Source organism: Cognatundibacterium luofuense (genome assembly GCF_018139685.1).
Classification (GTDB): domain Bacteria; phylum Pseudomonadota; class Gammaproteobacteria; order Burkholderiales; family Burkholderiaceae_D; genus Undibacterium; species Undibacterium luofuense.
This window is the reverse complement of the sequence record NZ_JAGSPN010000018.1, coordinates 1-22,969: the sequence shown is the minus strand read 5'-3', so window position 1 is coordinate 22,969 and position 22,969 is coordinate 1. Positions and strand designations below refer to the sequence as shown.

Here is a 22,969-nt window from a genome sequence, read left to right as displayed (position 1 = left end):
GAGCTTATTCAACTCATCTTTGCCAATAGCGCCTTTCCTGAATTTCCTGCCTGAATCGCAGATCTCTGCGGTTGCAGCTTGTTTTCTTATGTCTTCGTCTTCTTTCAAACTCCATTCCATGCCTTACCTGATTCGTCGGGGCACCATGTTTGAACCCGGTGGTTTATTGCTGATTACACCGCAGCTCATCTGGCTCAGCGGGGTGGCTATGACAAGTGGTTTCCGATTAAGGCGCGTTCTTGAAGCGCTGAGGCATTCGGTGTCGCTGGCGCTCATCCGGCACTTCGCTGCTTTTTGATCTGCGGGTTTTGCCTGCATCAGGCAATATCAGGCGGATTTGCGCGGCGCTGTGCAAATATCGTCATTTGTGATTTCAGGAGAGCCTGACTTTCTGCCGACGATAGCCATATCGCTGTGCCAGAGTCCGCATTCAGGGCATATTGAGGGGTGTTTTGACGTTTGCCGGGCTGTTTTGCGGACTAGCCAGCAAAGTCCGCAAAACCCGGTGAATCGATGATTCAAAAAGCGATGGCTTAATTTGCCTTGACCAGCATGACACGGCGGTTCTTAGCGCGGCCGGCTTCGGTGCCATTGTCGGCAACCGGTTTATCCTGACCATAACCTGCGGCCTGCAAACGCTTCGCATCAATACCCAGCGCCGTTACCGCTTGTACCACCGACTGGGCGCGGGATTCTGACAGTTTTTTGTTATGCGCGGCGGTGCCCTGATTATCGGTATGACCTTCCACTTTCAATTGCAGGCTTTGATCGTTTTTGAGTAACTTCGCGATTTCCGCCAGTACCGGTTTGCTTTCCTCTTTGATTGACGCGCTGTCGGTATCGAAAGCCAGATACAAAGTCACTTCGCCGGATTTTTTCAGATCATCGGCCATCGCTTCCGCTTTGGTCAGCGATACCGTTTGTTCAAAGGCTTTTTCTTCCACTGTCATCAGCCAGGTGCCGCTGTCATCGTCGTAAATACTCAGGCCGAACCAGATATTTTTTTGCGGTGTGCGCAGCAAATACACCTGATAATTTTTGCCGCCGTTATTGATGCCGAGAACGCGCAATTTCTTTTCCAGCACACTTTCATTTTCCGGATACAGGCGTTTGAACTCGGCATCCGCTGGCATCAGCTGGCTGACTTTCACGCCACCCAGAGATTTGATCAGATTTTCATAATTGCGCTGCGATTCCAGCGCCGACATGTTCAGCGATGTATGCGGAAAATGACGCACCAGCACCTGACCTTCAACGCGCCGCAATTCTTTGCCTGCAATCAGATACACCTCATCAAACTGCGGTTTTTTATCGCTGCGGTAACCGCTTTCCAGTTTTTCCGAATAGTCGAGATACGGAAAGGCCGGCAAATTGACAGTGGAAACCGGTACCGATTGCAAATCAAACGGCGCTGGCTTGCTTTCTGCTGCAGGCGCGGCGGCGCTTGCGTTTTGGGCTGATGCAGAAGCTGCAGCGGAAGCACTGCTCGCAGCATCCGGCGTTTTCGCGGTATCAGTTTTCTTCTGGCAAGCGGTGAGCGCTGCCATCAGGCATAAAACGAGGCTGAGTTTTTTCATGGGAAATGCGTGGAGTGAGTTGGCAGAGTTGGGGTGAGGTAATCCGGACGCTTCCAGAATCCCGCCTTTCACCGTCATGCCGTGGCGAATGGGCAGATTACTGAAAACGAACCTGCGCAGCATAAACAGAGATTATGCAAAAAGCAATAAAGGGGTGGTGGAAGGGTGCTTTTGCCAGATTCCGAGGCGGGGTGGCTTGTGTTCTCTGACCGTATGCCGGTTTGGCGGGAAGAGGTGCGCGGGAGCAGAAGTTGGCCGCCTCACCTACAATAGCGCCTTTCCTGAATTTCCCGCCTGAACCGCAGCGCTCTGCGGTCGCGGCCTGCTTTTTTATGTCTTCATCTTCTTCCAAACTCCGTTCCGTACCTGACCGGATTCGTCAGGTCGCCATGTTTGAAACTGGCGGCTTATTGCTGATTACACCGCCGTTTATCTGGCTCAGCGGGGTGGCGGTGGTGGATTCGTTTTTGTTGCTGGCGATGGTGGCGCTGATCGCGGCAGTCTGGAATGCGGCGTACAACACCGGATTTGACTGGCTGGAGCACAGACTGACAGGGCGGGCGGCAGATCAGCGGCCGTTGAAGTTACGGATTCTGCACGCCACCGGCTTTGAAACCGGTTTGTTGCTGGTCAGCCTGCCGATAATCGCGGCGTGGACTGGCATGGGCTGGTGGGAAGTGCTGATTGCGGATATCGGGCTGGCGGTGGCGTACACGGTGTACGCATTCTTCTTCAATATCGCTTACGACAAGTGGTTTCCGATCACGGCGCAGTCCTGAAACATTGAGGCATTTGGTGTGGACTGCGCGCATCGGGCGTTTCGCTGCAGTCTGATCGACGGGTTCGATTGGTACAGTCAATCTCAGGTGGATTTGCGCGGCATTGTGCAATTATCGTCATTTGTGATTTCCGGAGAGCCGGACTTTCTGCCGACGACCGCCGGATCGCTGTGCAGTAGTCCGCATTTGGAGTGTTTTCGGGCGGTTTTTTTGGGGGGGGCCGGCAGTCAGGGATGGCTTTCAGACCTTTCGTTGTTTGCCCGTGTGATGAACTGCGTCGCTGTATTGCCGTGTCTGGCATGGTGAGAGGACTGTTTTGCGGCCGCCACAGCATCCGCAAAAAGCAAACGGCCCGCAGTGCAGGCCGTTTGATCCGGTGACGAGGTCTGGCAGTGTCGCTCAGACGATTGCTTCCAGCGCTTCCTGTTGTTCCAGCCAATCGCCTTCCAGTTGTTCCAGCTCCTTGGTTAGCTTGGCCTGATCCAGCAGCAGGGCTTTCAGTTTTTCTTTGTTGGCGTCGCTGTAAATCTCGCTGTCTTCCAGCTGGCGGTCGATGTCGGCTTTCAGTTTGCCGGTTTTGTCCATCTGGTCTTCCAGTTTGCGGATGCGGTTTTCTATCGGTTTGCGCAAGCCGGACAGGCGCTGGCGTTCTTCCGCATCTTTACGGCGCTGTTCTTTCTGATCGACTTTAGAGACAAACGCGACGCCATTGTCCGCTTTTGCTGCAGCAGACGCTGAAGGGGCGGCGGCAGCGGCTTTGGTTTCCAGCAGCCATTGTTTGTAATCATCCAGATCGCCATCAAACGGACGCAACTGGCCGTGGCTGACGATCAGGAACTGGTCGGTGGTGGCGCGCAGCAGATGGCGGTCATGCGATACCACCAGCAAGGTGCCTTCAAACTGCGCCAGCGCTTCGGTCAGTGCTTCGCGGGTTTCCAGATCCAGATGGTTGGTCGGTTCATCGAGCAGCAGCAGGTTAGGGCGTTGCCAGACGATCATCGCCAGCGCAAGGCGGGCTTTTTCACCACCGGAGAACGGGCCGACCGGCGATGTGACCATAGTGCCGGGGAAGTTGAAGCTGCCGAGGAAGTTGCGCAAATCCTGTTCGCGCACATCCGGTGCAATACGGCTTAAATGCCACAGCGGTGATTCTTCGTGGCGCAGCATTTCAATCTGATGCTGGGCGAAGTAACCGATACTCAGGCCTTTGCCGCTGAGAATTTTGCCGTTCAGTGGTGCCAGATCGCCAACCAGGGTTTTGATCAGCGTCGATTTACCCGCACCGTTTTCACCGAGCAGGCCGATACGCTGGCCGATCTGCAGCGAAAAATCGATGCCGCCGACAATGCGTTTCGGCAAGCCGTCTTCCACCGGATAGCCGCAGTCCACGCTGTCCAGCACCAGCATAGGATTCGGTGCGCTGGCCGGTTCGCGGAATTCAAACGTAAATTCGGCTGCAGCCCGCAGCGGCGCGATTTCTTCCATACGCGCCAGTGCTTTCATCCGGCTTTGTGCCTGACGGGCTTTGGTGGCTTTGGCTTTAAAGCGGTCAATGAAAGATTGCAAATGCGCGCGCTGGCGGGTTTGCTTTTCGATCATAGCTTGTGCCAGCACGATTTGCGCGGCGCGCTGACGTTCAAAACCGGAATAGTTGCCGCTGTAACGGCGCAGTTTTTTATCGTCGATATGCACGATCACATTGACGATGCCATCCAGAAAATCGCGGTCATGCGAAATGATAATCAGCGTGCCAGGGTAGCGGCGCAGCCAGTCTTCCAGCCAGATAATCGCGTCCAGATCCAGATGGTTGGTCGGTTCATCGAGCAGCAACAGGTCAGAGCGGCACATCAGCGCCTGCGCCAGATTCAGACGCATACGCCAGCCACCGGAAAAACTGGCTACCGGCAGTATGAATTGTTCAGGGCGGAAACCCAGACCGGTCAGCAATTGTTCGGCGCGGGAGCGGGCGGTGTAGGCATCGGCATCCGCCAGCGCAGCATGCACTTCCGCCATCGCCAGACCGGTTTGCTCGTCGTGCTCACGACTTTCCAGTTCCGCCAGACGCGCTTCCAGACCACGCAGACGGGTGTCACCATCCAGCGCATAATCGATGGCAGGGCGGTCCAGCGCCGGGGTTTCCTGCGCGACCGATGCCATTTGCCAGCTGGCCGGAATGTCGATATTGCCCTGATCCGGATGCAGCTCTTGCCGCAGCATCGCAAACAGGGTCGATTTGCCGGTACCGTTGGAGCCGATCAGACCGATGCGTTCACCGGGATTTAAGGTGACATCCGCCTGTTCAAACAAGCTCTTGTTGCCGCGTAACAGCGAAATTTGCTGCAAACGAATCATAAAACTTCCGTATCAGAGTAATTCAGACTGTGCGCCGGCGACCTGAACAGGGCGGCGCAGAAAAAACAAAAAGCCCGTCAGACAATATGCTGACGGGCTGGCAGGGCGCGCGGCTTAGTTCAGCCAGTCACGCAGATCCTGCGCCTGTACCAGGAAGACCATGTCGTCACCGGCACTGGTCGATACCCAGGTCATCGGCAAGCCTTCAAATGCGGCTTCGGCAAAAGCGCGTTCATTACCGATTTCCACCATCAGAATACCGTCTTCGGTCAGGCGGTCTGCCGCTTCGCGCACGATAGTGCGAACCAGATCCATACCGTCATCACCACCAGCCAGCGCAATTTGCGGCTCGTGCAGATATTCTTTTGGCAAAGTTGCCATAGAACCGGAGTTCACATACGGCGGGTTGGTAATGATCAGATCATACTGACCAGCCGGTACGTTCTGGTACAGATCCGACTGAATCAGATTGACGCGGTCCTGCAATTCGTAAGTCGCCACATTGCGCGCAGCCACTGCCAGTGCATCCGCAGAAATATCCACCGCATCCACCTGCGCATTGTCAAATGCGTCCGCCATCATGATGGCGAGGCAGCCGGAACCGGTACACAGTTCCAGAATGCGGGTGACGGAATCCGCATCGCTAACCCACGGCGAGAAGCGCTCAGGAATCAGTTCCGCGATGAAAGAGCGCGGGACGATGACGCGCTCATCCACGTAGAAATTGTAAGTGCCCAGCCATGCTTCATTGGTCAGATACGATGCCGGTACGCGGTCTGTCACGCGGCGTTCTATCATCGCCAGCACGGCTTCGATTTCTTCCGGTAGCAGACGTGCATCCAGAAACGGATCGATTTTATCCAGCGGCAGATGCAGCGTATGCAGAATCAGGTAGGCGGCTTCATCCAGCGCATTGGCGCTGCCGTGGCCGAAGAAAACTTTCTCGCGCTGGAAGCGGGAAACCGCATAACGCAGCAGGTCGCGGAAAGTCTGAAAAGTGCTTGCAGGTGTACTCATGGTCTTGGTTGCCGTCCGGATCACAGTAAAAGGTTTTCCAGGGCGCGGCGATAGATGTTTTTGAGAGGCTCGATGTCATCCAGAGCAATATGCTCGTCGATCTTATGGATGCTCGCGTTCGGAGGGCCGAACTCTACCACCTGCGGGCAGATTCTGGCAATAAAACGGCCGTCGGAAGTGCCGCCGGTAGTCGATAATTCCGTCGTTACACCGGTTTCATCCAGAATCGCTTTGGCCATGGCATCGCTGAGCGTACCTTTTGGTGTCAGGAAAGGATGACCGCCGACTGTCCATTTCAGGTCGTAGTTCAGGCCGTGTTTATCCAGAATCGCGTGTACACGCTGTTGCAAACCTTCGGCGGTGCTGGCAGTGGAGAATCGGAAATTGAAATCCACTACGCATTCACCCGGAATCACATTCGATGCACCTGTACCAGCGTGGATGTTCGATACCTGCCAGGAGGTCGGCAGATAGTATTCATTGCCTTCGTCCCAGACTTCCTGCGTCAGTTCGCTTAATGCCGGTGCCAGTACATGCACAGGATTCAGCGCCAGATGCGGATAGGCGATATGACCCTGAATACCTTTGACGGTCAGACGGCCTGACATCGTGCCGCGACGACCGTTTTTGATGGTGTCGCCGAGTTTTGCGGTGGAAGTCGGTTCGCCGACAATGCAGTAATCCAGTTGTTCGCCGCGTTCTTTGAGGCGATTGCAAACGATCACAGTACCATCGGTGGCAGGGCCTTCTTCATCACTGGTAATCAGAAAGCCGATTGAACCTTTGTGGTCAGGGTGGGCTGCGACGAATTCTTCGGTGGCAACAACAAACGCGGCAATCGAAGTTTTCATATCCGCCGCACCACGGCCATACAGCTTGCCGTCACGGTGGGTTGGCGCAAACGGCGCAGACTGCCATTGAGCAACCGGGCCGGTTGGCACCACGTCGGTGTGTCCTGCAAATACCAGCAGCGGCTGCTCAGTACCGCGACGTGCCCACAAATTGGTGACATCGCCGGATGGCATGCTTTCGCAGCGGAAACCCAGTGGCTCCAGCAGGGAAATCAGGGTTTGCTGGCAGCCTTTGTCTTCAGGCGTAACGGAATCGAGCGCAATCAGCTGCTCGGTCAGGGCAAGGGTTTTACTCATGGTGTGTCGGAGAAAATGCCTGCGTACAGATCCGGCTGAAAACCGGTTTGCAGGCGGGTGATCTGGTCATTGTTCTGAATTTGCAAAACCGGACGCTTAATCAGCGACGGGTTTTGCACCATCAGTGCAATCGCCTCCGACACATTGTCAGCGGACTGTTTCTGGTCATCGCTCAGTGCGCGCCATGTTGTTCCTTTGCGGTTGATCAGCGTTGCCAGATCGGTATGTTCCAGCCACAGCGTAATTTGTTCTGCTGTCAGGCCTTGTTTTTTGAAATCGTGAAAAACAAAGCTGATTTGCTGATCTGCCAGCCAGGTACGCGCTTTTTTGACGGTGTCGCAGTTAGGAATGCCAAAAACAGTAATGTGTGTCATGAGGTATTGCTTATAAATTCAGGGTAAATTCTGTGAAGGAAGCTTCTTCACGTTTTTCTTCAGGTTCGGGTTCCGGCGGAGGCGCGGAAGCCGGGCTGACTTCATTGTTCAGCAGCCACAGCAGGTTATTCGCCGAGTCTGCATTGGCCAGACCTTCTTCTTTTGAAATCAGGCCTTCGCTGATCAGATGGAACAGCGCTTTTTCAAAGGTTTGCGAACCAGGCGAGAGCGATTTTTCGATCGCTTCGCGAATCGCAAAAATGTCGCCTTTTTCAATCAGTTCCGATACGTAACGGGTATTCAGCATGACTTCCACAGCCGGACAGCGTCCACCGCTGACGGCTTTGATCAGGCGTTGTGAAATGACGGCACGAATCGATGAAGCCAGATCCAGCAGCAATGCTGTACGGTTTTCCATCGGGAAGAAGCTGATAATCCGGTTCAGCGCCTGATAACTGTTGTTTGCATGCAGCGTTGCCAGTACCAGATGGCCGGATTGCGCATAAGCGATCGCTGCCATCATGGTTTCCAGATCGCGGATCTCGCCGATCAGAATGCAGTCAGGTGCCTGACGCAGCGAGTTTTTCAGCGCTGTTTTCAGACTTTCAGAATCGGTACCGATTTCGCGCTGATTGACAATGGAGCGCTTACTGCGGAACAGAAATTCGATCGGATCTTCCAGCGTCAGAATATGGCCTGTACGGGTTTCGTTGCGGTGATCCAGCATCGAAGCGATGGTGGTGGATTTACCGGAACCGGTAGATCCCACCACCAGAATCAGACCGCGTTTTTCCATGATCAGTTCGCTGAGCACTGGCGGCAGATTCAGACTGCTTAATTTCGGGATATCGCCCGGCACGTAACGGAAAACCGCAGAAATCGTGCCGCGCTGTCGGAAAGCGGATAAACGGAAGCGGCCCAGCCCGGGTACGCCAATACCAATGTTCAGTTCGTTTTCGCGTTCCAGTCGCTCAAGATCTTCCTGCTCGACGACTTCTGCCAGCATCGCCATGATATTGGCATGGTCCATGCGCTGCTGATTCACAGGAATCAGATTGCCATTGATCTTGATATGTACCGGAGAGTTAATTGCGAAGAACATGTCTGACGCATGTTTATCTTTCATGAGCTGAAACAGCCGCTCCATTGCTCCCATATGGATTCCCTTTAAAAACGATCGTTATACGCAGATTCAGGCGCCGCGCAGCAGTTCGTTAATACTGGTTTTAGAACGTGTCTGCGCGTCTACACGCTTCACGATAACAGCACAGTACAGGCTGTGGGAACCATCAGCAGACGGGAGGCTGCCGGAAACAACAACGGAACCTGCCGGTACACGGCCGTATGTCACTTCGCCGGTGGCGCGGTCATAGATTTTTGTCGACTGACCGATGTACACGCCCATGGAAATCACGGAGTTTTCTTCTACGATCACGCCTTCAACGATTTCAGAACGTGCGCCGATGAAGCAGTTATCTTCGATGATGGTCGGATTTGCCTGCATAGGCTCCAGAACACCACCGATACCAACGCCGCCGGACAAGTGAACATTTTTACCGATCTGCGCGCAGGAACCAACGGTTGCCCAGGTATCCACCATAGCGCCTTCGTCCACATAAGCACCGATATTCACGTAAGAAGGCATCAGCACCACATTTTTACCAATGAAGCTGCCACGACGTGCAACAGCAGGTGGTACAACGCGGAAACCACCGCGTGCGAAGTCTTCAGCGGTGTAATTCGCGAATTTGGTCGGCACTTTGTCAAAGAATTGCATGTGCTCGCCGGACGGCATGGTGATGTTGTCTTCCAGACGGAAAGACAGCAAAACGGCTTTCTTTACCCACTGGTTAACATGCCAGCTGCCATCGATTTTCTGTGCAACGCGCAGGGTACCTGCATCCAGTTCTGCCAGCACATGGCTGACAGCATCGCGGAGTTCTGCAGGTGCTGCTTTCGGAGAAAACTCGGTACGTTTTTCCCACGCCTGATCAATGATTTGTTGCAGTTGCTGAGTCATGATTGTTCACTTAATCAAATTAACAAAAAGGCATTCCTGTCTTCAGGATTGCAGTTCTTTACAGAATGCGACGATGCGTTGTGCAGCTTCGAGACATTCTTCCACTTCGGCCACCAGCGCCATCCGGATCCGGTTGGCGCCCGGATTAATGCCGTGGGCATCGCGGGCAAGATAGCTGCCCGGCAAAACAGTGACGTGATACCGTTCATACAGTGCACGCGCAAATTCAGTGTCAGAAATGCCGCCCAGATGATCGACTTTTGCCCAAAGATAAAAGGCGGCGTCCGGCAATTGCACATCCAGCGTTTCTGCCAGCAGTGGCGTGATTTTCTCAAATTTCTGACGGTACTGAGTACGATTTTCTCTGACGTGCTCTTCATCCTGCCATGCAACGACCGAAGCGGCCTGCACCATAGGATTCATTGCACTGCCGTGGTAGGTACGATACAACAGGAACTGGCGAATAATCTCTGCATCACCGGCCACAAAACCCGAACGTAATCCGGGCACATTGGAGCGTTTGGACAGGCTGGACAGCATGATCAGGCGGCTGTAGTCGCGGCCCAGCAAACGCGCTGCCTGCAAGCCACCGAGCGGCGCCTCATCTGTAAAGTAAATTTCTGAATAGCATTCATCCGATGCGATCACAAAGCCATAGCGATCAGACAGTTCAAACAACTCTTTCCAGTCTTCCAGTGTCAGTACTGCACCGGTCGGGTTGCCGGGAGAGCAGACAAACAATAACTGAACACGTTGCCAGACGGATTCCGGAACCGTGCTGTAGTCCGGCGCATAATTGCGGGCCGGATCAGCATTCACGAAATAAGGTTCCGCGCCGGACAAATACGCCGCACCTTCATAAATCTGATAAAACGGGTTCGGACACATCACCAGCGGTGGTCCGTTTTCTGCAACCAATGGGTTGATGATCGTTTGCGCCAGCGAAAACAGGGCTTCGCGCGAGCCATTTACCGGCAGAATTTCAGTGGCGAAATCCGGTGCAGGAATGGCGTAGCGATTTGCCATCCATCCCGCAATGCTTTTGCGCAGCGCTTCAGATCCGGCGGTCAGCGGATAGGCCGATAATGTCTGTAAGCTGTTGCAGAGGGCATCTTTAATCAGTTGCGGTGCCGGATGGCGCGGTTCGCCGATGCCAAGGCTGATTGGCGTATATGCAGGATTCGGCGTGATACCGGCGAACAGGCGTTTCAGTTTTTCAAACGGATAAGGCTGTAATCTGGACAGATATGGGTGAAAAGTCATATGGGCATGCGCCGTCAAAGGCGCTGTAACATTGAAGCCGTATAGATTCCGCCGGTCGGAGCGTTTTGTCCGAATGACAGGTTTTACTCAGGAGCAGACATATTATATCCTTTGCCTCATTCTGCGTAGACTGGGGTTGTCGCGTAATTCCGATAATAAATACGCGAAAAACCAGCAAAAATCCTGAGTGTTGGTGAAATTCTAAGCGCTGCGGATCAACAAGCTGCGTTCTGAATGGTATGATGCCACCCTGACCGGTGATGCACGTTATCACTGGCTGGAATGGCGTCGATCAGCGCTGGATGTAACCTCTAACGATAATAAAGTGCCAAGTGCGATTAACCTCAATTAAATTGTCGGGATTTAAATCGTTTGTCGATCCCACACATTTTCATGTACCCGGACAGCTGGTGGGTGTAGTCGGGCCGAATGGCTGCGGCAAATCCAACATCATAGATGCTGTGCGCTGGGTACTGGGTGAATCCAAAGCGTCTGAGCTGCGCGGCGAATCGATGCAGGACGTTATTTTCAACGGCTCCACACATCGCAAACCTGCTGGTCGTGCTTCAGTTGAACTGGTGTTTGACAACAGTCTGGGAAAAGCGGCGGGGCAGTGGGGGCAGTATGCTGAAATCGCCGTCAAGCGCACACTGACGCGCGACGGTACATCCAGTTACTTTATTAATGGTCAGGCAGTACGCCGTCGCGATATTCAGGATATTTTCCTCGGTACCGGTCTTGGTCCGCGCGCCTACGCGATTATCGGACAGGGCATGATTTCGCGCATTATTGAAGCGCGTCCGGAAGAGCTGCGTATTTTTCTGGAAGAAGCCGCAGGCGTGTCGCGTTACAAAGAGCGCCGCCGTGAAACTGAAAACCGTATTCATGACACCACAGAAAATCTGGTGCGTGTCGAAGATATTCTGCGTGAACTGAACAACAATCTTGAAAAGCTGGAAGCGCAGGCTGTGGTCGCAACCAAGTACCACGAGCTGATGGCAGATCAGGAAGAAAAACAAAAACTGTTGTGGCTGTTACGTCGTAATGAAGCTGCAGCAGAGCAAAAGAAACATTTCGCGGAAATCGAAAAAACGCAGCTGGAGCTGGAAGCACAGACTGCGCAACTCCGCCATATCGAGCTGGAGCTCGAACAAATGCGCCAGACCCATTATGCGGTCGGTGATCGTATGCATCAGGCGCAAGGTCACTTGTATCAGACCAATGCCGAAATCGGTAGTCTGGAAGCGCAGATTCGTTTTGTGATCGAATCGCGTACCCGTTTGCAGAATCAGATTCAGGCATTAAAAGGACAGCGGGAACAATGGCTGAGTCAGCAACGTGATCTGCAGGATGCCTTACGCGATGCAGAAACGGAAGTAGAAGAGCTGGCAATGCGGACTGAGCAGGCCGCAGAAATGACGCAGCAACATCAGGATGAAATTCCTGAACTGGAAAAAGCCTGGCGTGATGCACAGTCGGAATCGACAGAATCCCGCGCACGCATCATGCAGTTGCAACAGCAAATTGAGCTGGAATCCGCGCAACAGCGCAACGCAAATCAGATACTGAACAGCCTTGCGGCGCGTAAAGAACGCTTGCAACAGGAAAAACACGGTCTAAGTAAACCTGATTCCGCTCATCTTGATAACCTGAATTTCCAGCTGGAAGAGAAAAAGCAAATTCTCGAAGAATTGCAATTCCAGTCTGAAGACGCCGCTGCAAAATTACCGGAAATGGAAATGCAGCGTCGTCAGGCGCAGGCGCAGGTCAGCAAAGACACCGCAGAACTCGCGCAACTGGAAGCACGTCTGCAGACGCTGAAACAATTGCAGGAAAAAGTTGCGTCTCAGGGGAAAGTGCAGCCCTGGCTGGCAAAACACGAATTATCCGGTTTGCCGAAACTATGGCAGAAAATTCAGATTGAATCCGGCTGGGAATCCGCGCTGGAATCCGTGCTGCGTGAGCGTACATCAGCGCTGGAAATGTCCAATCTGGATTGGGCTAAGGCATTTTTTCAGGATGCGCCACCTGCCAAGTTAGCGATTTACAGTCCGCAGATTTATGCGGAACAAACGCCTGCGCCGGAAGGCTTCAAGCCTTTCATTTCTCTGCTTCAGATTAATGAAGCCGGTGTCCGCAGCTTGCTGCAGGACTGGCTACACAATGTCTTCATCGCAGAAGACTTACATACAGCCTTTGTTGACCGCGCAAAGCTGCCGCAGGGCGGGGTGTTGTTAACCCGGCAGGGGCATATGATCACGCGGTCCGGCGTGCGTTTTTACGCAGCGGATTCTGAGCAGGAAGGTATGCTGGGGCGCCAGCAGGAGATCGAGAATCTCGGTAAACAATTACGTGCAAAGCAAGTGCTGGCGGAAGAAACCCGCGCAGCTTCCGTGCGTCTGGATGCTGCATGCACGCAATTAAGCCAGCAGTTACATGAATTACGCCAGAAAACGTCGACTCTGACGCAGGCATGCCACCAGTTGCAAATCGAAACGATGAAGCTGGCAGAGGTACAGGAGCGCTATAACCAGCGCAGTTTGCAAATCGGTACAGATCTCAGCGAGATTGCAGCGCAGGAAGCAGAGCAGCAGCAAACTCTGGCCGAATCTGAGCAACGCTTTGAAATGCTGGACATTGAACTTGCCGGTTTACAGGAAGCGCACGAAGCAGGGCAGACCACGTATCTGGAGCGCGAGGCGCGCCTGAATCAGGCGAGGCAGCAATTTCGTGAACTGGAATTGTCCGCGCAGGAAGCGGCTTTTGCAGAAAAATCCCACCGTGCGCGGATGGAAGAAATCCGTCGCAATATTCAGACCGCGGAAGAACAGGCAGAACAGTTATTCCACAGCGTTGAACAAGGCCAGCTTGAGCTCGAAACGATGACCGATGAAACTGCGCAGGATGGCTTGCAGGACTTGCTGGATCGTCGTAGCGAACAGGAAAAGGCCCTTGCTAACGCGCGTCACGAACTCGATCAGATCTCGCTGGCATTACGGCAGTGTGAAGATTCTAAAAATCAGATCGAACGCAATTTGCAACCCCAGCGCGACCGGATTATGGAGCTGCAGCTCAAAGAGCAGGCTGCCCGCTTGTCGCAGGAACAATATGAAGAACAATTGCGTAACTTCCAGGTTGATGAAACTCAGCTGGCAGAAAAACTGCATGCGGATCTGAAACCTTCTTACCTGCAGGGCGAGGTAACGCGTCTGGGGAATGCAATTGCGGCTTTAGGTGCGGTGAATCTTGCCGCACTGGACGAGCTTGCGCAGGCAACGGAACGTAAAACCTTCCTTGATGCGCAACATGCGGATCTGACGGCGGCGATTACGACGCTGCAGGATGCGATTCAAAAAATTGATATGGAAACACGCGAATTGCTGCAGGGAACCTTTGACAAGGTTAATCAGCAATTCGGTGAATTATTTCCGACATTGTTTGGCGGTGGTCAGGCAAAACTGATTATGACCGGCGATGAAATTCTCGATGCCGGTGTGCAGGTGATGGCGCAGCCACCGGGTAAGAAAAATGCAACGATTCACTTGTTGTCGGGTGGTGAAAAAGCACTGACCGCAACAGCACTGGTATTTGCGATGTTCCAGCTGAATCCGGCACCGTTCTGTTTGCTGGACGAAGTGGACGCGCCGCTGGACGATGCAAACACTGAACGATTCTGTCGTATGGTGCAGCGTATGTCGTCGAATACTCAGTTTTTATTTATCTCCCATAATAAGATTGCAATGGAAATGGCGCAGCAGCTGATCGGCGTGACCATGCAAGAGCAGGGAGTTTCCCGTATTGTGGCGGTTGACATGGAAGCCGCCGCGAATTTTGCGACAGAGGTTCAAGCAGCATGACTGACTTACAGTTAAGTTTATTTGGTATCGGTGGCACACTGGTCGTGGGTTTGTTTGCCTATAACCGCTGGCAGGAGTACAAAGCCAGAAAGACCGTGGACACCGCATTCGGTGATGGCGATGACGATGTTTTACTGAAAGCTGATCAGGCAGAAGTAAGGCAGGAGCCTTCGCTGGACGAGCCCGCGGAGCAGCAACCGGTCAGACAGAAAAAGTCTGAACAGACTGCTGACGTCAGTTCGCATAACGCGGATACAGTGACTGCAGATGATGTCCGCGGCACTGAAACAGGTGAAGATAGTTCTGAAGAAACGGATGCAATTCCGGTTGCAAAACCAGTCGGCAAGAAAGATTTACCGGTCGATGAATTAATCGATTGCGTGGTACCGCTGGAATTTGATCATCCTGTGAAAGGTGAAAAAATTCTGCAGGAATTGCATGAATTGCGCTATGTCGGTAAAAAGCCGGTGCACTTCATCGGTATTACTGCTGACGGGGACAAAGATCTGATTTCTGTTGCCCATGCATATACCACCGTACTTGCCGGTATTCGTACTGTCAGCCGCAGCGGTCCGCTGAATGAACTGGAATATTCTGAATTCGTGATGAAGCTGCGCGCGGCTGCCGACAACCTTGGCGCGCACCCTGATGTGCCGGACATGACACGCATCATCAACAACGCGCGTGAGCTGCAGCAATTTGTTGCGGAACATGATGCGCAACTGAGCGTGAATGTCGTAACGACCGGCGCGCCGTGGGCATTGCATACTTTGCTGGCTGCGCTGGAAAAAATGGGCTTTGATCAGCGTCCTGATGGTCGTCTGATGATGCCGGATGGTGATGGTGGCTCATTGTTTACCTTGTCGCTGAATACGGAAGTCAGTGACACACAAACAGTCAAACTGACGCTGTTGTTGGACGTTCCATGTGTTGCTCCTGCTCGTGACGCTTTCGGCGCGATGACGGCTTGTGCAAAATCTCTGGCAGCGCGTCTGAATGGTGTGGTGGTGGACGATGGCCATCACCGTATTCCTGACAGTTCGCTGGAAGAAATTGCCCAGCAGGTACAGGAATTTTATGCAGCGATGGAAGAGGCGCAGATTCCTGCAGGTTCTCCGCGCGCATTGCGTTTGTTCAGCTGATTCTGTTTGTGTATGCAAGAAGATTTGTTTAGTGCAGCCAACACGCAGGAAGATGCTGTGAAAATCAGAGCAGAAGAGCTGCATACTTTACTGCATCGTTATGGGCACGCGTATTACGTACTGGATGCGCCGCTGGTACCGGACAGTGAGTATGACCGGCTCTTTCGGGAGTTGCAGGACATAGAGCAGCAACATCCTGAACTGAAAACCGCTGACTCTCCGACCCACCGCGTGGGCGGTGCGCCTTTGCCGGAATTCTCTCAGGTGCAGCACGGTATTCCGATGTTGTCGCTGAATAACGCATTTGAACCGGAAGAGGTACAGGCGTTCGATCAGCGCATTCGTGAAGGGCTGGAACGCGATGAAAACGTCGAATATTCAGTAGACCTGAAGTTCGATGGCCTGGCGATGAATCTTCGCTATGTTGACGGAATACTGGTGCAGGCTGCGACGCGCGGTGACGGTTATACCGGCGAGGACGTGACAGAAAATATCCGCACCATCCGTTGCATTCCTTTGAAACTGCACACTGATACACCACCTGCCGTACTGGATGTGCGCGGCGAAGTCCTGATGTATAAAGCGGATTTTCAGAAACTGAATCAGCGCCAGCGCGATCTGGGTGCAAAAGAATTCGCTAATCCGCGTAATGCCGCTGCCGGTAGTTTGCGCCAGCTTGATCCTAAAATTGCAGCGCAACGAAATTTACGTTTCTTTGCTTACGGTATCGGTGTGCTGGAAGGCGCGGACAAACCTGAAGGGCATCAGGCACTGATGTCCTGGTTTAAGTCACTCGGTTTGCCGGTCTGTGATGAGGGGGCGCTGGTGTCCGGTGCGGAAGGATTGCTGGCGCGTTACGAAGCGGTTGCCGCGAAACGCGATGCTTTACCTTATGAGATCGACGGTATTGTTTATAAGGTCGATCGTTTTGCGTTTCAGGATCAGCTGGGCTTTGTATCACGAGCACCGCGCTTCGCGATCGCGCATAAATTTCCGGCACAGGAAGCATTAACCAAAGTCATTGCGATTGATGTGCAGGTTGGCCGCACCGGAGCGATAACGCCGGTTGCCCGACTGGAACCCGTGTTTGTCGGTGGCGTTACCGTGACCAATGCAACGCTGCACAATGAAGAAGAAGTTCAGCGCAAAGATGTTCGTATCGGTGATACCGTCATCGTACGCCGTGCCGGTGATGTGATTCCTGAAGTCGTAGGCAGTGTTGCAGAACGCAGACCGCCGGACGCGCAATTATTTGTGATGCCGCAAGCCTGCCCGGTGTGTGGTTCCCCGATTTCCAAACCGGAAGGGGAAGCGGTTGCCCGTTGTTCCGGTGGCGCGATCAAATGTAAGGCGCAGCGCAAAGGCGCGCTGAACCATTTCGTGTCCCGTAAAGCGATGAATGTTGAGGGACTGGGCGAACAACTGATTGAGCAACTGGTTGAAAAACAAATCATTACCACGCCAGCTGATTTATATAAGCTGGGGCTGAGTTCGCTGGTTGCCTTAGATCGCATGGCAGAAAAATCTGCCGGCAATATTCTGACCGCGCTGGAACAATCGAAGCATACGACGTTTGCCCGCTTCATTTATTCGCTGGGTATCCGGCATGTCGGTGAGTCAACAGCGAAAGATCTCGCGCAGTCTTTTGGCAATATCGATGCCCTGATGGCTGCGACTGAAGAAGCTCTGCTGGAAGTCAATGATGTCGGCCCGGTGGTTGCAAAATCCGTACGCGAATATTTTGCTGATACCCTCAATTGCGAAATGGTCAGCCAGTTAATCGCTGCTGGTATTCAATGGCCTGTGCAGGCGGAACGGTCTGCAGCAGACTTGCCGCTGGCAGGGCTGACTTTCGTACTGACCGGAACGCTGCCGACCATGGGGCGTGATCAGGCCAAGGAACTGATTGAATCCAAGGGTGGAAAAGTATCAGGATCTGTATCAAAGAAGACGCATTACCTTGTCGCAGGTGAGGAAGCAGGTAGTAAACTCGTTAAAGCAAATGAATTAGGCGTGCCAGTATTGGACGAAGCAGGTTTAGTGCAGTTATGTTCGAGGAACCCAGATGAGAAAAATTAAAAAAGCTGTATTTCCTGTAGCAGGCTTAGGCAGCCGCTTTTTGCCGGCGACCAAAGCGCAACCGAAGGAAATGCTGCCTATCGTTGATAAGCCATTGATTCAGTATGCCGTTGAAGAAGCGGTAGAAGCTGGTATCACGGAAATGGTATTCATTACCGGCCGTAACAAACGGGCAATTGAAGATCATTTCGATAAAGCTTACGAGTTAGAAAGCGAACTCGAAGCAGCAGGCAAAGAAGCATTGCTGAACATGGTCAGGAACGTGATTCCTAAAAATGTTAACTGTATTTATATTCGTCAGCCTGCTGCGCTGGGTCTGGGACATGCAGTGCTGTGCGCACGTCCTGTTATCGGTGATGATCCGTTTGCCGTGTTGCTGGCAGATGATCTGATGGATGCAGATACCGGCTATAAATCGGTCATCGCGCAAATGGCGGATGTCTATGAACGCGAAGGTGGCAGTATCGTGGCGGTGCAGGATGTGCCGCGCGAATTCACCAAGCAGTACGGTATTGTCAGCGGCGCACCATATCAGGATCGCCTTGAAAAAGTACGCGGTATTATTGAGAAACCGAAACCGGAAGATGCTCCATCCACACTGGCGGTCGTTGGACGTTATATTCTGTCAGGCCGTATTTTCTCGTATCTGGAAAATCTTGGTAAAGGTTCCGGTGGCGAAATTCAGCTGACTGACGGTATTGCCGCAATGCTGCAGGATTTCCCTGTCTATGCCTACCGTGCAGCGGCAACGCGTTACGATTGCGGCTCTAAGCTGGGTTATCTGAAAGCCAGTGTGGCACTGGGTCTGAAACACAAAGAAACCAGCGAAGAGTTCGCCGAGTATCTGCGCTCTGTGAAGCTGTAATCCGGCTTGCCCCTGATGTAGCCTGGTTATTCGCCGGGCTGACCTGGTTCTGAAATGCGCTGTTTTCCTTATACGAAAACAGCGCATTTTTTATGCACGCGAAGTGGTGGAGCAGGGTTCGCTGACCAGTCTCTGTCAGACCCGCCCGGATGGCATCACGATTTACTATGTCAACGTAATCTATTCTTCAGGGAACCGACTGGGTATTGATGGGAATTGGGTGTCTGCCGAATCGCCAGCGAAACACCTTCCAATTGGCGTCAAAAAATAGAATTGAGGTTGCTAATGCATGACTGGACACTTAAGAACGTCAACTTTGAGTGGGAATTGGCACGGGTCGTACTTGAATTAAATGACTCGGTTTCAGCTGTAAGGACATTGGTAGCCGATGGAGTGACGGAGTTATCTGTCCCACGGAATAATGCATGGGGGTCAAGCGTGAGTGTTAATGATGTTCACGAAATTGAAGAGCTTCCATCAGGGCTCAAGCAGCTGAAAATTGAAATGCAATCCGGAGACGTAATTCAGATCGTGGCAGCAAAGTTTGCTCTCCCTTTTGATGGCTTGACAGCATAATCAGCCCATCATGCTTCTTAGTGGAACATAAAATGGTACTGACACTACTGAATGAAAACAGTCGCAAAGCAGTGTTGTGTCTTGGCGTGGCTTCCGTACCCTCATTGGCTGCCGGATTGAGCAGCGGCTTAACTGCCTACTCGGTGAATGTCCCTGGAGTTGGGTCGCCTGCGACATTATGGTTGCGATTGGGTGACGGCCGGACACTCAGAGTTGGTGTAGATATGCATGACCTCGGCGCCTGGGAGGAAATTGGCACACTCACGTTTGAATTGGCCAACGCAGAGGGTGTGCCGGAATTGATTAGCTTGCCGTCATCTTGGTTAGATGTGAGGGAAGTACAAAAGCTTGTCTACACCTCAGATGATTATGAGGCGGAATGCGGTTTTTCCATGCGCACGGGCAGCGGGGATCAACTCACGATTGTGCCCGGCGCCGATGTCTACACGCTTGCAATAGAAGCGCCATTTCTCTCGCTACCCTTTACGCCGGAGAATGACTTATCGGCCTATCTCCGCAAGGCTTTCTAAGGCCGTAAGGCGTATCCCTTACCTCGTAGGGCGCATTGCAATGCGCCGAATGAGAATGATGCCGGGCTGCGACTAAAAATGCAAAACGGCGGTTGGTTCTGAAATATGTGCAAATATCGTCATCTCAATTTTCCACAAGCCCAGACTTTCTGCCGACGACCGTCAGATCGCTATGCTGAACACCGCAATTTGATGTTAAAAAGGTAAAATAATAAGATTTGGCGCATTGCAGGATACGCCTTATGGCCTTAAATCAATTCGCCGTTGGTAACGTGTATTTCTTTTGAAAAAGATAAGAATCATGGAATTATTCAATGAGGTCTTGGCATATAGAGCAATGTTTGTGTTTTTAGATCGATATTTTGATTTGACTAAATCAGAAGATATTGGTCAGTTACTCTCAAGCATGAGTATGTTGAATGATGGCTTACCTGTTGATCCAGCAATCTGGGAAGATTGGAAAGACGCTATAGGTATTGCTATAAAAAATCAACAAAGTGTGGATTTGAAGTTAAATCTGTAAGGCGGAATGAATTGGTAAGGTGTAATGGGCATCATCTATTTCACCATTCCGGCCGAAGAGATACCCAGCAAATCTAATCAAGTATGAGCAAATCAGTGCGACGCCAAATAAACGCGTCGCACTTGGTTGCGTGGCGGCCTTCCAGCCTAAAACTAGCCGTGGTTCGCTGCCAGTGTTCATCTACTTGCGCCAAGGCCGTAAGGCGTATCCCTTACCTCGTAAGGCGCATTGAAATGCGCCGAATGGGAATGATGCCGGGCCGCGACTAAAAAATGCAAAAAAATGGTTGGTGCTGAAATATGTGCAAATATCGTCATATCAATTTTCTACAAGCCGAGACTTTCTGCCGACGACCGTCAGATCGCTATGCTGAACACCGCATTTTGATGTTGAAAAAGTAAAATAATAAGGTTTGGCGCATTGCAATGCGCCCTATGCAGCCTTACAGCCTTGCAAAAGAGAGGGGCTTTTCCGATCGGAATGAATGCGAATGGTGTCGCAGATTTGGCGTCCAATTCAGGTGCATGGCAAAAGTATATGCCCATTATCATTGACGCCTGTAACGCTGGCCGAGACTCGAATGGAATTGGCAGTTAAATTGCATAGAGACTTGGTGTTTATTTGACCGCGCCTACGTCATTTATTTGGAATTACACTGTTGGATTATTCGGTGGTTTAACCAGTGGCACCGGATCTTATGAGAACGTACTTGGTCAAGCCATTCCCAATATTTTCAACCAGATGCCATGGAGGACCTTTGGGTCAGATGGCTCTGTGGTTTCACAAACTCCTACACCGCCTGGTAAATAATCATGCAAAAGAAAACGATCTTCTTATCCCTGCTAATTGCGATTGTTTTTGCTGGGTACTATTTCGGATTCGAAAGATGTCAAGACCAGCTGGCATATGATTACAGCCCATATTGCGTCAAGTGCAATGAGCAAAATGCTGAAAAAGGCGATCCGGGTTCTGCTTATAATCTGGCGCTATATTTTGAGGGCCGTGATCCAGTGAAGTCCAATGATTGGTTGCGCACCGCAGCCGAGCGCGGCGACAGACGGGCGGTGTCACGAGCACTGGATGAATGCGGGGATGGGAAGCAATTTTCACCTCGATCCGCTGAAAAAATTCTGTCAGATGTGGTAGCTAAAGACCCGCAAGCAATGTCACTTGAGGCCATGTATTTTTATCTTGGTGGGTATTGCGGCCCCATAAATTTGGAACTCGTTAGAACCTTTTACGTTAAGCGCGCAGATGACGATTTGATATTATGTCGGGTGGCTTTGAAATATGGAGAAGTGGTTCGGTCAGGAACGGCGAAAGATTCGGATCAAAAGAATGTAATAGAGCTATTACAGGAATGCATGCGCAAGTCGGATCCGGATAGCGTTACTTATCAAGATGCATCGAAACTCTTGGGCGCTTTAAGGCCGTAACGAAGAGCGAAGAAAGCGCGGGGTCACCCATCAGCCAGGTAGGGTCGTAAGGCGTATCCCTTACCTCGTAGGGCGCATTGCAATGCGCCGAATGAGAATGATGCCGGGCTGCGACTAAAAATGCAAAACGGCGGTTGGTTCTGACATCTGTGCAAATATCGTCATTTCAATTTTCCACAAGCCCAGATTTTCTGCCGACGACCGTCAGATCGCTATGCTGAACACCGCATTTTGATGTTGAAATAGTAAAATAATAAGGTTTGGCGCATTGCAATGCGCCCTTCGCAGTGCGGGATACGCCTTACGGCCTTATGCAAGGTGCCGCGCAAGGTGTGGCGGAAGCAGGAAATAGTTATTATCCAGAGCTTGCGAAGACTGGTTTGTTGTCGGCGTTGCCGCTTGGAGGTGCTGCGTCGGAATACACCACCTTATACCGAGCAGTTTCGCGTGCAGAGCTGGAGAGCATAGCTAATCTCGGGAAGTTCACGCCAAGTGGTGGCTCTATGGGGAACAAGTGGTTTGCCGAATCAGCGGCAGATGCGGCTGCTTGGGGTAAGAAATTCTTTGGATTTGATAAGGAAGCGGTCTTCACCATTCGGGTTAGAGTCCCGAATGACTTGACTTCAAAAATGATGAGGGATCCTAGGTTGGATGGTATTGGCCCGGCTAGGTCGGCGGATGCCAAACTTCTTGATGAGATCAACCGTCGCGGTCGCATTGATGCCTTGAATGGGAGTGTATTGAAATGAGTCCTGTGACCAAGCCGCGCCGCTTTGTAATAGCCGATTTGAAATGGTTAATTTCCGATCCGACGAACCAACCTAGCGCAGGTCTTACCGCGTTTCGGCAGGCTCTCGGACGCGACGACCTATTTAGCGTCTATGTGAAATTTTCTAGGAGTGCTGGATGCTCGGGCGCATGGAACAAAGCGAAGATATATGCACTTGCCGAAGAAATGGAAGGAAGACTTCCGCCTTCAGGGGAGATTTTGATGATTACGGCAGGGAGCACCATCGTGGCTGAAGCAAGGATCACGTCAGATGGCGCAGAGATTGTTTAGGTGACCACTGCAGTGATTCACTACTGACCAAAAGCCGTGTATAAGTTCATCGCCTATCGGGACGTGTCCAAACCGAATCGCGTATAGTTCTTTTTGCAGCCCCTCACTTCCGTCCCACACCAGGCAATCAGAGCCGAAATGTCGTGGAAGTGCGGGGCTCTTTCAAATGAGTTTATTGGAAATTCTTGCGAATGATAGCGGTTCTGTTGAAGCATCACTTGCTGCTATTGAGGAATTGTAATGCCCCAGCGATTCCTGCTCAACTTAGGCTGCTAAAGCAAATGCCTCAGCGGGTGTTTTCATCCCCAGCGCCTGATGTGGACGCTGGTTGTTGTAGAACCCGATCCAGCCGGCGATGACCCGGCTGGCGT

General features: G+C 52.1%; 22 protein-coding genes. 12 read left to right on the top strand and 10 right to left on the bottom strand.

What is annotated here, in order from left to right; all coding sequences use genetic code 11:
- The first annotated feature begins 88 nt into the window (after nucleotides 1–88).
- Complete coding sequence (locus KDM89_RS18130) at nucleotides 89–298, top strand: hypothetical protein (RefSeq protein ID WP_212689340.1); 210 nt, start codon at nucleotides 89–91, stop codon at nucleotides 296–298.
- A gap of 235 nt (nucleotides 299–533) precedes the next feature.
- Here KDM89_RS18130 and KDM89_RS18125 read toward each other — a convergent pair whose 3' ends face one another.
- Together KDM89_RS18125 and KDM89_RS18120 are read right to left on the bottom strand one after the other, a co-directional pair.
- The gene (locus tag KDM89_RS18125; RefSeq protein ID WP_212689339.1) at nucleotides 534–1,577 is read right to left on the bottom strand and encodes an OmpA family protein; all 1,044 of its coding nucleotides are present in this window, start codon (nucleotides 1,575–1,577) and stop codon (nucleotides 534–536) included.
- A 97-nt stretch (nucleotides 1,578–1,674) separates the two neighbouring features.
- Nucleotides 1,675–1,929: a hypothetical protein gene (locus KDM89_RS18120; protein WP_212689338.1), complete on the bottom strand. Its 255-nt coding sequence runs from the start codon at nucleotides 1,927–1,929 to the stop codon at nucleotides 1,675–1,677.
- Here KDM89_RS18120 and KDM89_RS18115 point away from each other — a divergent pair.
- The gene (locus KDM89_RS18115) at nucleotides 1,910–2,356 is read left to right on the top strand and encodes a PACE efflux transporter (RefSeq protein WP_212689337.1); all 447 of its coding nucleotides are present in this window, start codon (nucleotides 1,910–1,912) and stop codon (nucleotides 2,354–2,356) included. The genes KDM89_RS18120 and KDM89_RS18115 overlap by 20 nt on opposite strands.
- A 399-nt stretch (nucleotides 2,357–2,755) precedes the next feature.
- Here the strand turns inward: KDM89_RS18115 and KDM89_RS18110 are convergent, their stop codons facing one another.
- From KDM89_RS18110 to dapC, 7 genes are all read right to left on the bottom strand, one after another.
- Nucleotides 2,756–4,708: an ATP-binding cassette domain-containing protein gene (locus KDM89_RS18110; RefSeq protein WP_212689336.1), complete on the bottom strand. Its 1,953-nt coding sequence runs from the start codon at nucleotides 4,706–4,708 to the stop codon at nucleotides 2,756–2,758.
- A 114-nt stretch (nucleotides 4,709–4,822) separates the two neighbouring features.
- Entirely contained in the window at nucleotides 4,823–5,725 is a 903-nt protein-coding gene (gene prmB / locus KDM89_RS18105; protein ID WP_212689335.1) for a 50S ribosomal protein L3 N(5)-glutamine methyltransferase, read from the bottom strand.
- 20 nt (nucleotides 5,726–5,745) lie between these two features.
- Nucleotides 5,746–6,873, bottom strand: a complete 1,128-nt coding sequence (gene dapE / locus KDM89_RS18100) for a succinyl-diaminopimelate desuccinylase (protein WP_212689334.1) — start codon at nucleotides 6,871–6,873, stop codon at nucleotides 5,746–5,748.
- On the bottom strand, nucleotides 6,870–7,247 hold the full coding sequence (locus KDM89_RS18095) for an arsenate reductase (protein ID WP_212689333.1): 378 nt from the start codon (nucleotides 7,245–7,247) through the stop codon (nucleotides 6,870–6,872). The genes dapE and KDM89_RS18095 overlap by 4 nt, the downstream gene beginning before the upstream one ends.
- A 10-nt stretch (nucleotides 7,248–7,257) precedes the next feature.
- Nucleotides 7,258–8,403 carry a PilT/PilU family type 4a pilus ATPase gene (locus KDM89_RS18090; protein ID WP_230427961.1) on the bottom strand — a complete coding sequence of 382 codons (1,146 nt, stop codon included), beginning with the start codon at nucleotides 8,401–8,403 and terminating at the stop codon, nucleotides 7,258–7,260.
- A 36-nt stretch (nucleotides 8,404–8,439) separates the two neighbouring features.
- Complete coding sequence (dapD, locus tag KDM89_RS18085; protein WP_212689332.1) at nucleotides 8,440–9,267, bottom strand: 2,3,4,5-tetrahydropyridine-2,6-dicarboxylate N-succinyltransferase; 828 nt, start codon at nucleotides 9,265–9,267, stop codon at nucleotides 8,440–8,442.
- Nucleotides 9,268–9,309: 42 nt separating this feature from the next.
- Entirely contained in the window at nucleotides 9,310–10,530 is a 1,221-nt protein-coding gene (gene dapC, locus KDM89_RS18080) for a succinyldiaminopimelate transaminase (RefSeq protein WP_212689331.1), read from the bottom strand.
- 332 nt (nucleotides 10,531–10,862) lie between these two features.
- Here dapC and smc point away from each other — a divergent pair, with 332 nt between their 5' ends.
- From smc to KDM89_RS18030, 10 genes are all read left to right on the top strand, one after another.
- Nucleotides 10,863–14,387, top strand: coding sequence for a chromosome segregation protein SMC (smc, locus tag KDM89_RS18075; RefSeq protein WP_212689330.1), 3,525 nt, complete (start codon nucleotides 10,863–10,865; stop codon nucleotides 14,385–14,387).
- On the top strand, nucleotides 14,384–15,529 hold the full coding sequence (locus tag KDM89_RS18070) for a cell division protein ZipA C-terminal FtsZ-binding domain-containing protein (RefSeq protein ID WP_212689329.1): 1,146 nt from the start codon (nucleotides 14,384–14,386) through the stop codon (nucleotides 15,527–15,529). Before smc ends, KDM89_RS18070 begins: the two co-directional genes overlap by 4 nt.
- Before the next feature lie 12 nt (nucleotides 15,530–15,541).
- Nucleotides 15,542–17,608, top strand: coding sequence for an NAD-dependent DNA ligase LigA (gene ligA / locus KDM89_RS18065; protein ID WP_212689328.1), 2,067 nt, complete (start codon nucleotides 15,542–15,544; stop codon nucleotides 17,606–17,608).
- Nucleotides 17,595–18,473: a UTP--glucose-1-phosphate uridylyltransferase GalU gene (galU, locus tag KDM89_RS18060; RefSeq protein ID WP_212689327.1), complete on the top strand. Its 879-nt coding sequence runs from the start codon at nucleotides 17,595–17,597 to the stop codon at nucleotides 18,471–18,473. The genes ligA and galU overlap by 14 nt, the downstream gene beginning before the upstream one ends.
- A 285-nt stretch (nucleotides 18,474–18,758) precedes the next feature.
- Complete coding sequence (locus KDM89_RS18055) at nucleotides 18,759–19,049, top strand: hypothetical protein (protein ID WP_212689326.1); 291 nt, start codon at nucleotides 18,759–18,761, stop codon at nucleotides 19,047–19,049.
- 32 nt (nucleotides 19,050–19,081) lie between these two features.
- Nucleotides 19,082–19,579: a hypothetical protein gene (locus KDM89_RS18050; RefSeq protein WP_212689325.1), complete on the top strand. Its 498-nt coding sequence runs from the start codon at nucleotides 19,082–19,084 to the stop codon at nucleotides 19,577–19,579.
- A 301-nt stretch (nucleotides 19,580–19,880) separates the two neighbouring features.
- Nucleotides 19,881–20,102, top strand: a complete 222-nt coding sequence (locus KDM89_RS18045; RefSeq protein ID WP_212689324.1) for a hypothetical protein — start codon at nucleotides 19,881–19,883, stop codon at nucleotides 20,100–20,102.
- An 812-nt stretch (nucleotides 20,103–20,914) separates the two neighbouring features.
- Nucleotides 20,915–21,538 carry a hypothetical protein gene (locus KDM89_RS18040; RefSeq protein WP_212689323.1) on the top strand — a complete coding sequence of 208 codons (624 nt, stop codon included), beginning with the start codon at nucleotides 20,915–20,917 and terminating at the stop codon, nucleotides 21,536–21,538.
- 311 nt (nucleotides 21,539–21,849) lie between these two features.
- Nucleotides 21,850–22,287 (top strand): hypothetical protein, encoded by a 438-nt coding sequence (locus KDM89_RS18035; protein ID WP_212689322.1) that lies wholly within the window; start codon nucleotides 21,850–21,852, stop codon nucleotides 22,285–22,287.
- On the top strand, nucleotides 22,284–22,598 hold the full coding sequence (locus KDM89_RS18030) for a hypothetical protein (RefSeq protein ID WP_212689321.1): 315 nt from the start codon (nucleotides 22,284–22,286) through the stop codon (nucleotides 22,596–22,598). The genes KDM89_RS18035 and KDM89_RS18030 overlap by 4 nt, the downstream gene beginning before the upstream one ends.
- A 264-nt stretch (nucleotides 22,599–22,862) precedes the next feature.
- Here KDM89_RS18030 and KDM89_RS18025 read toward each other — a convergent pair whose 3' ends face one another.
- A complete protein-coding gene (locus KDM89_RS18025; RefSeq protein WP_329604621.1) occupies nucleotides 22,863–22,955 on the bottom strand; it encodes an integrase core domain-containing protein in 93 nt (30 codons plus the stop codon).
- Nucleotides 22,956–22,969 lie beyond the last annotated feature (14 nt).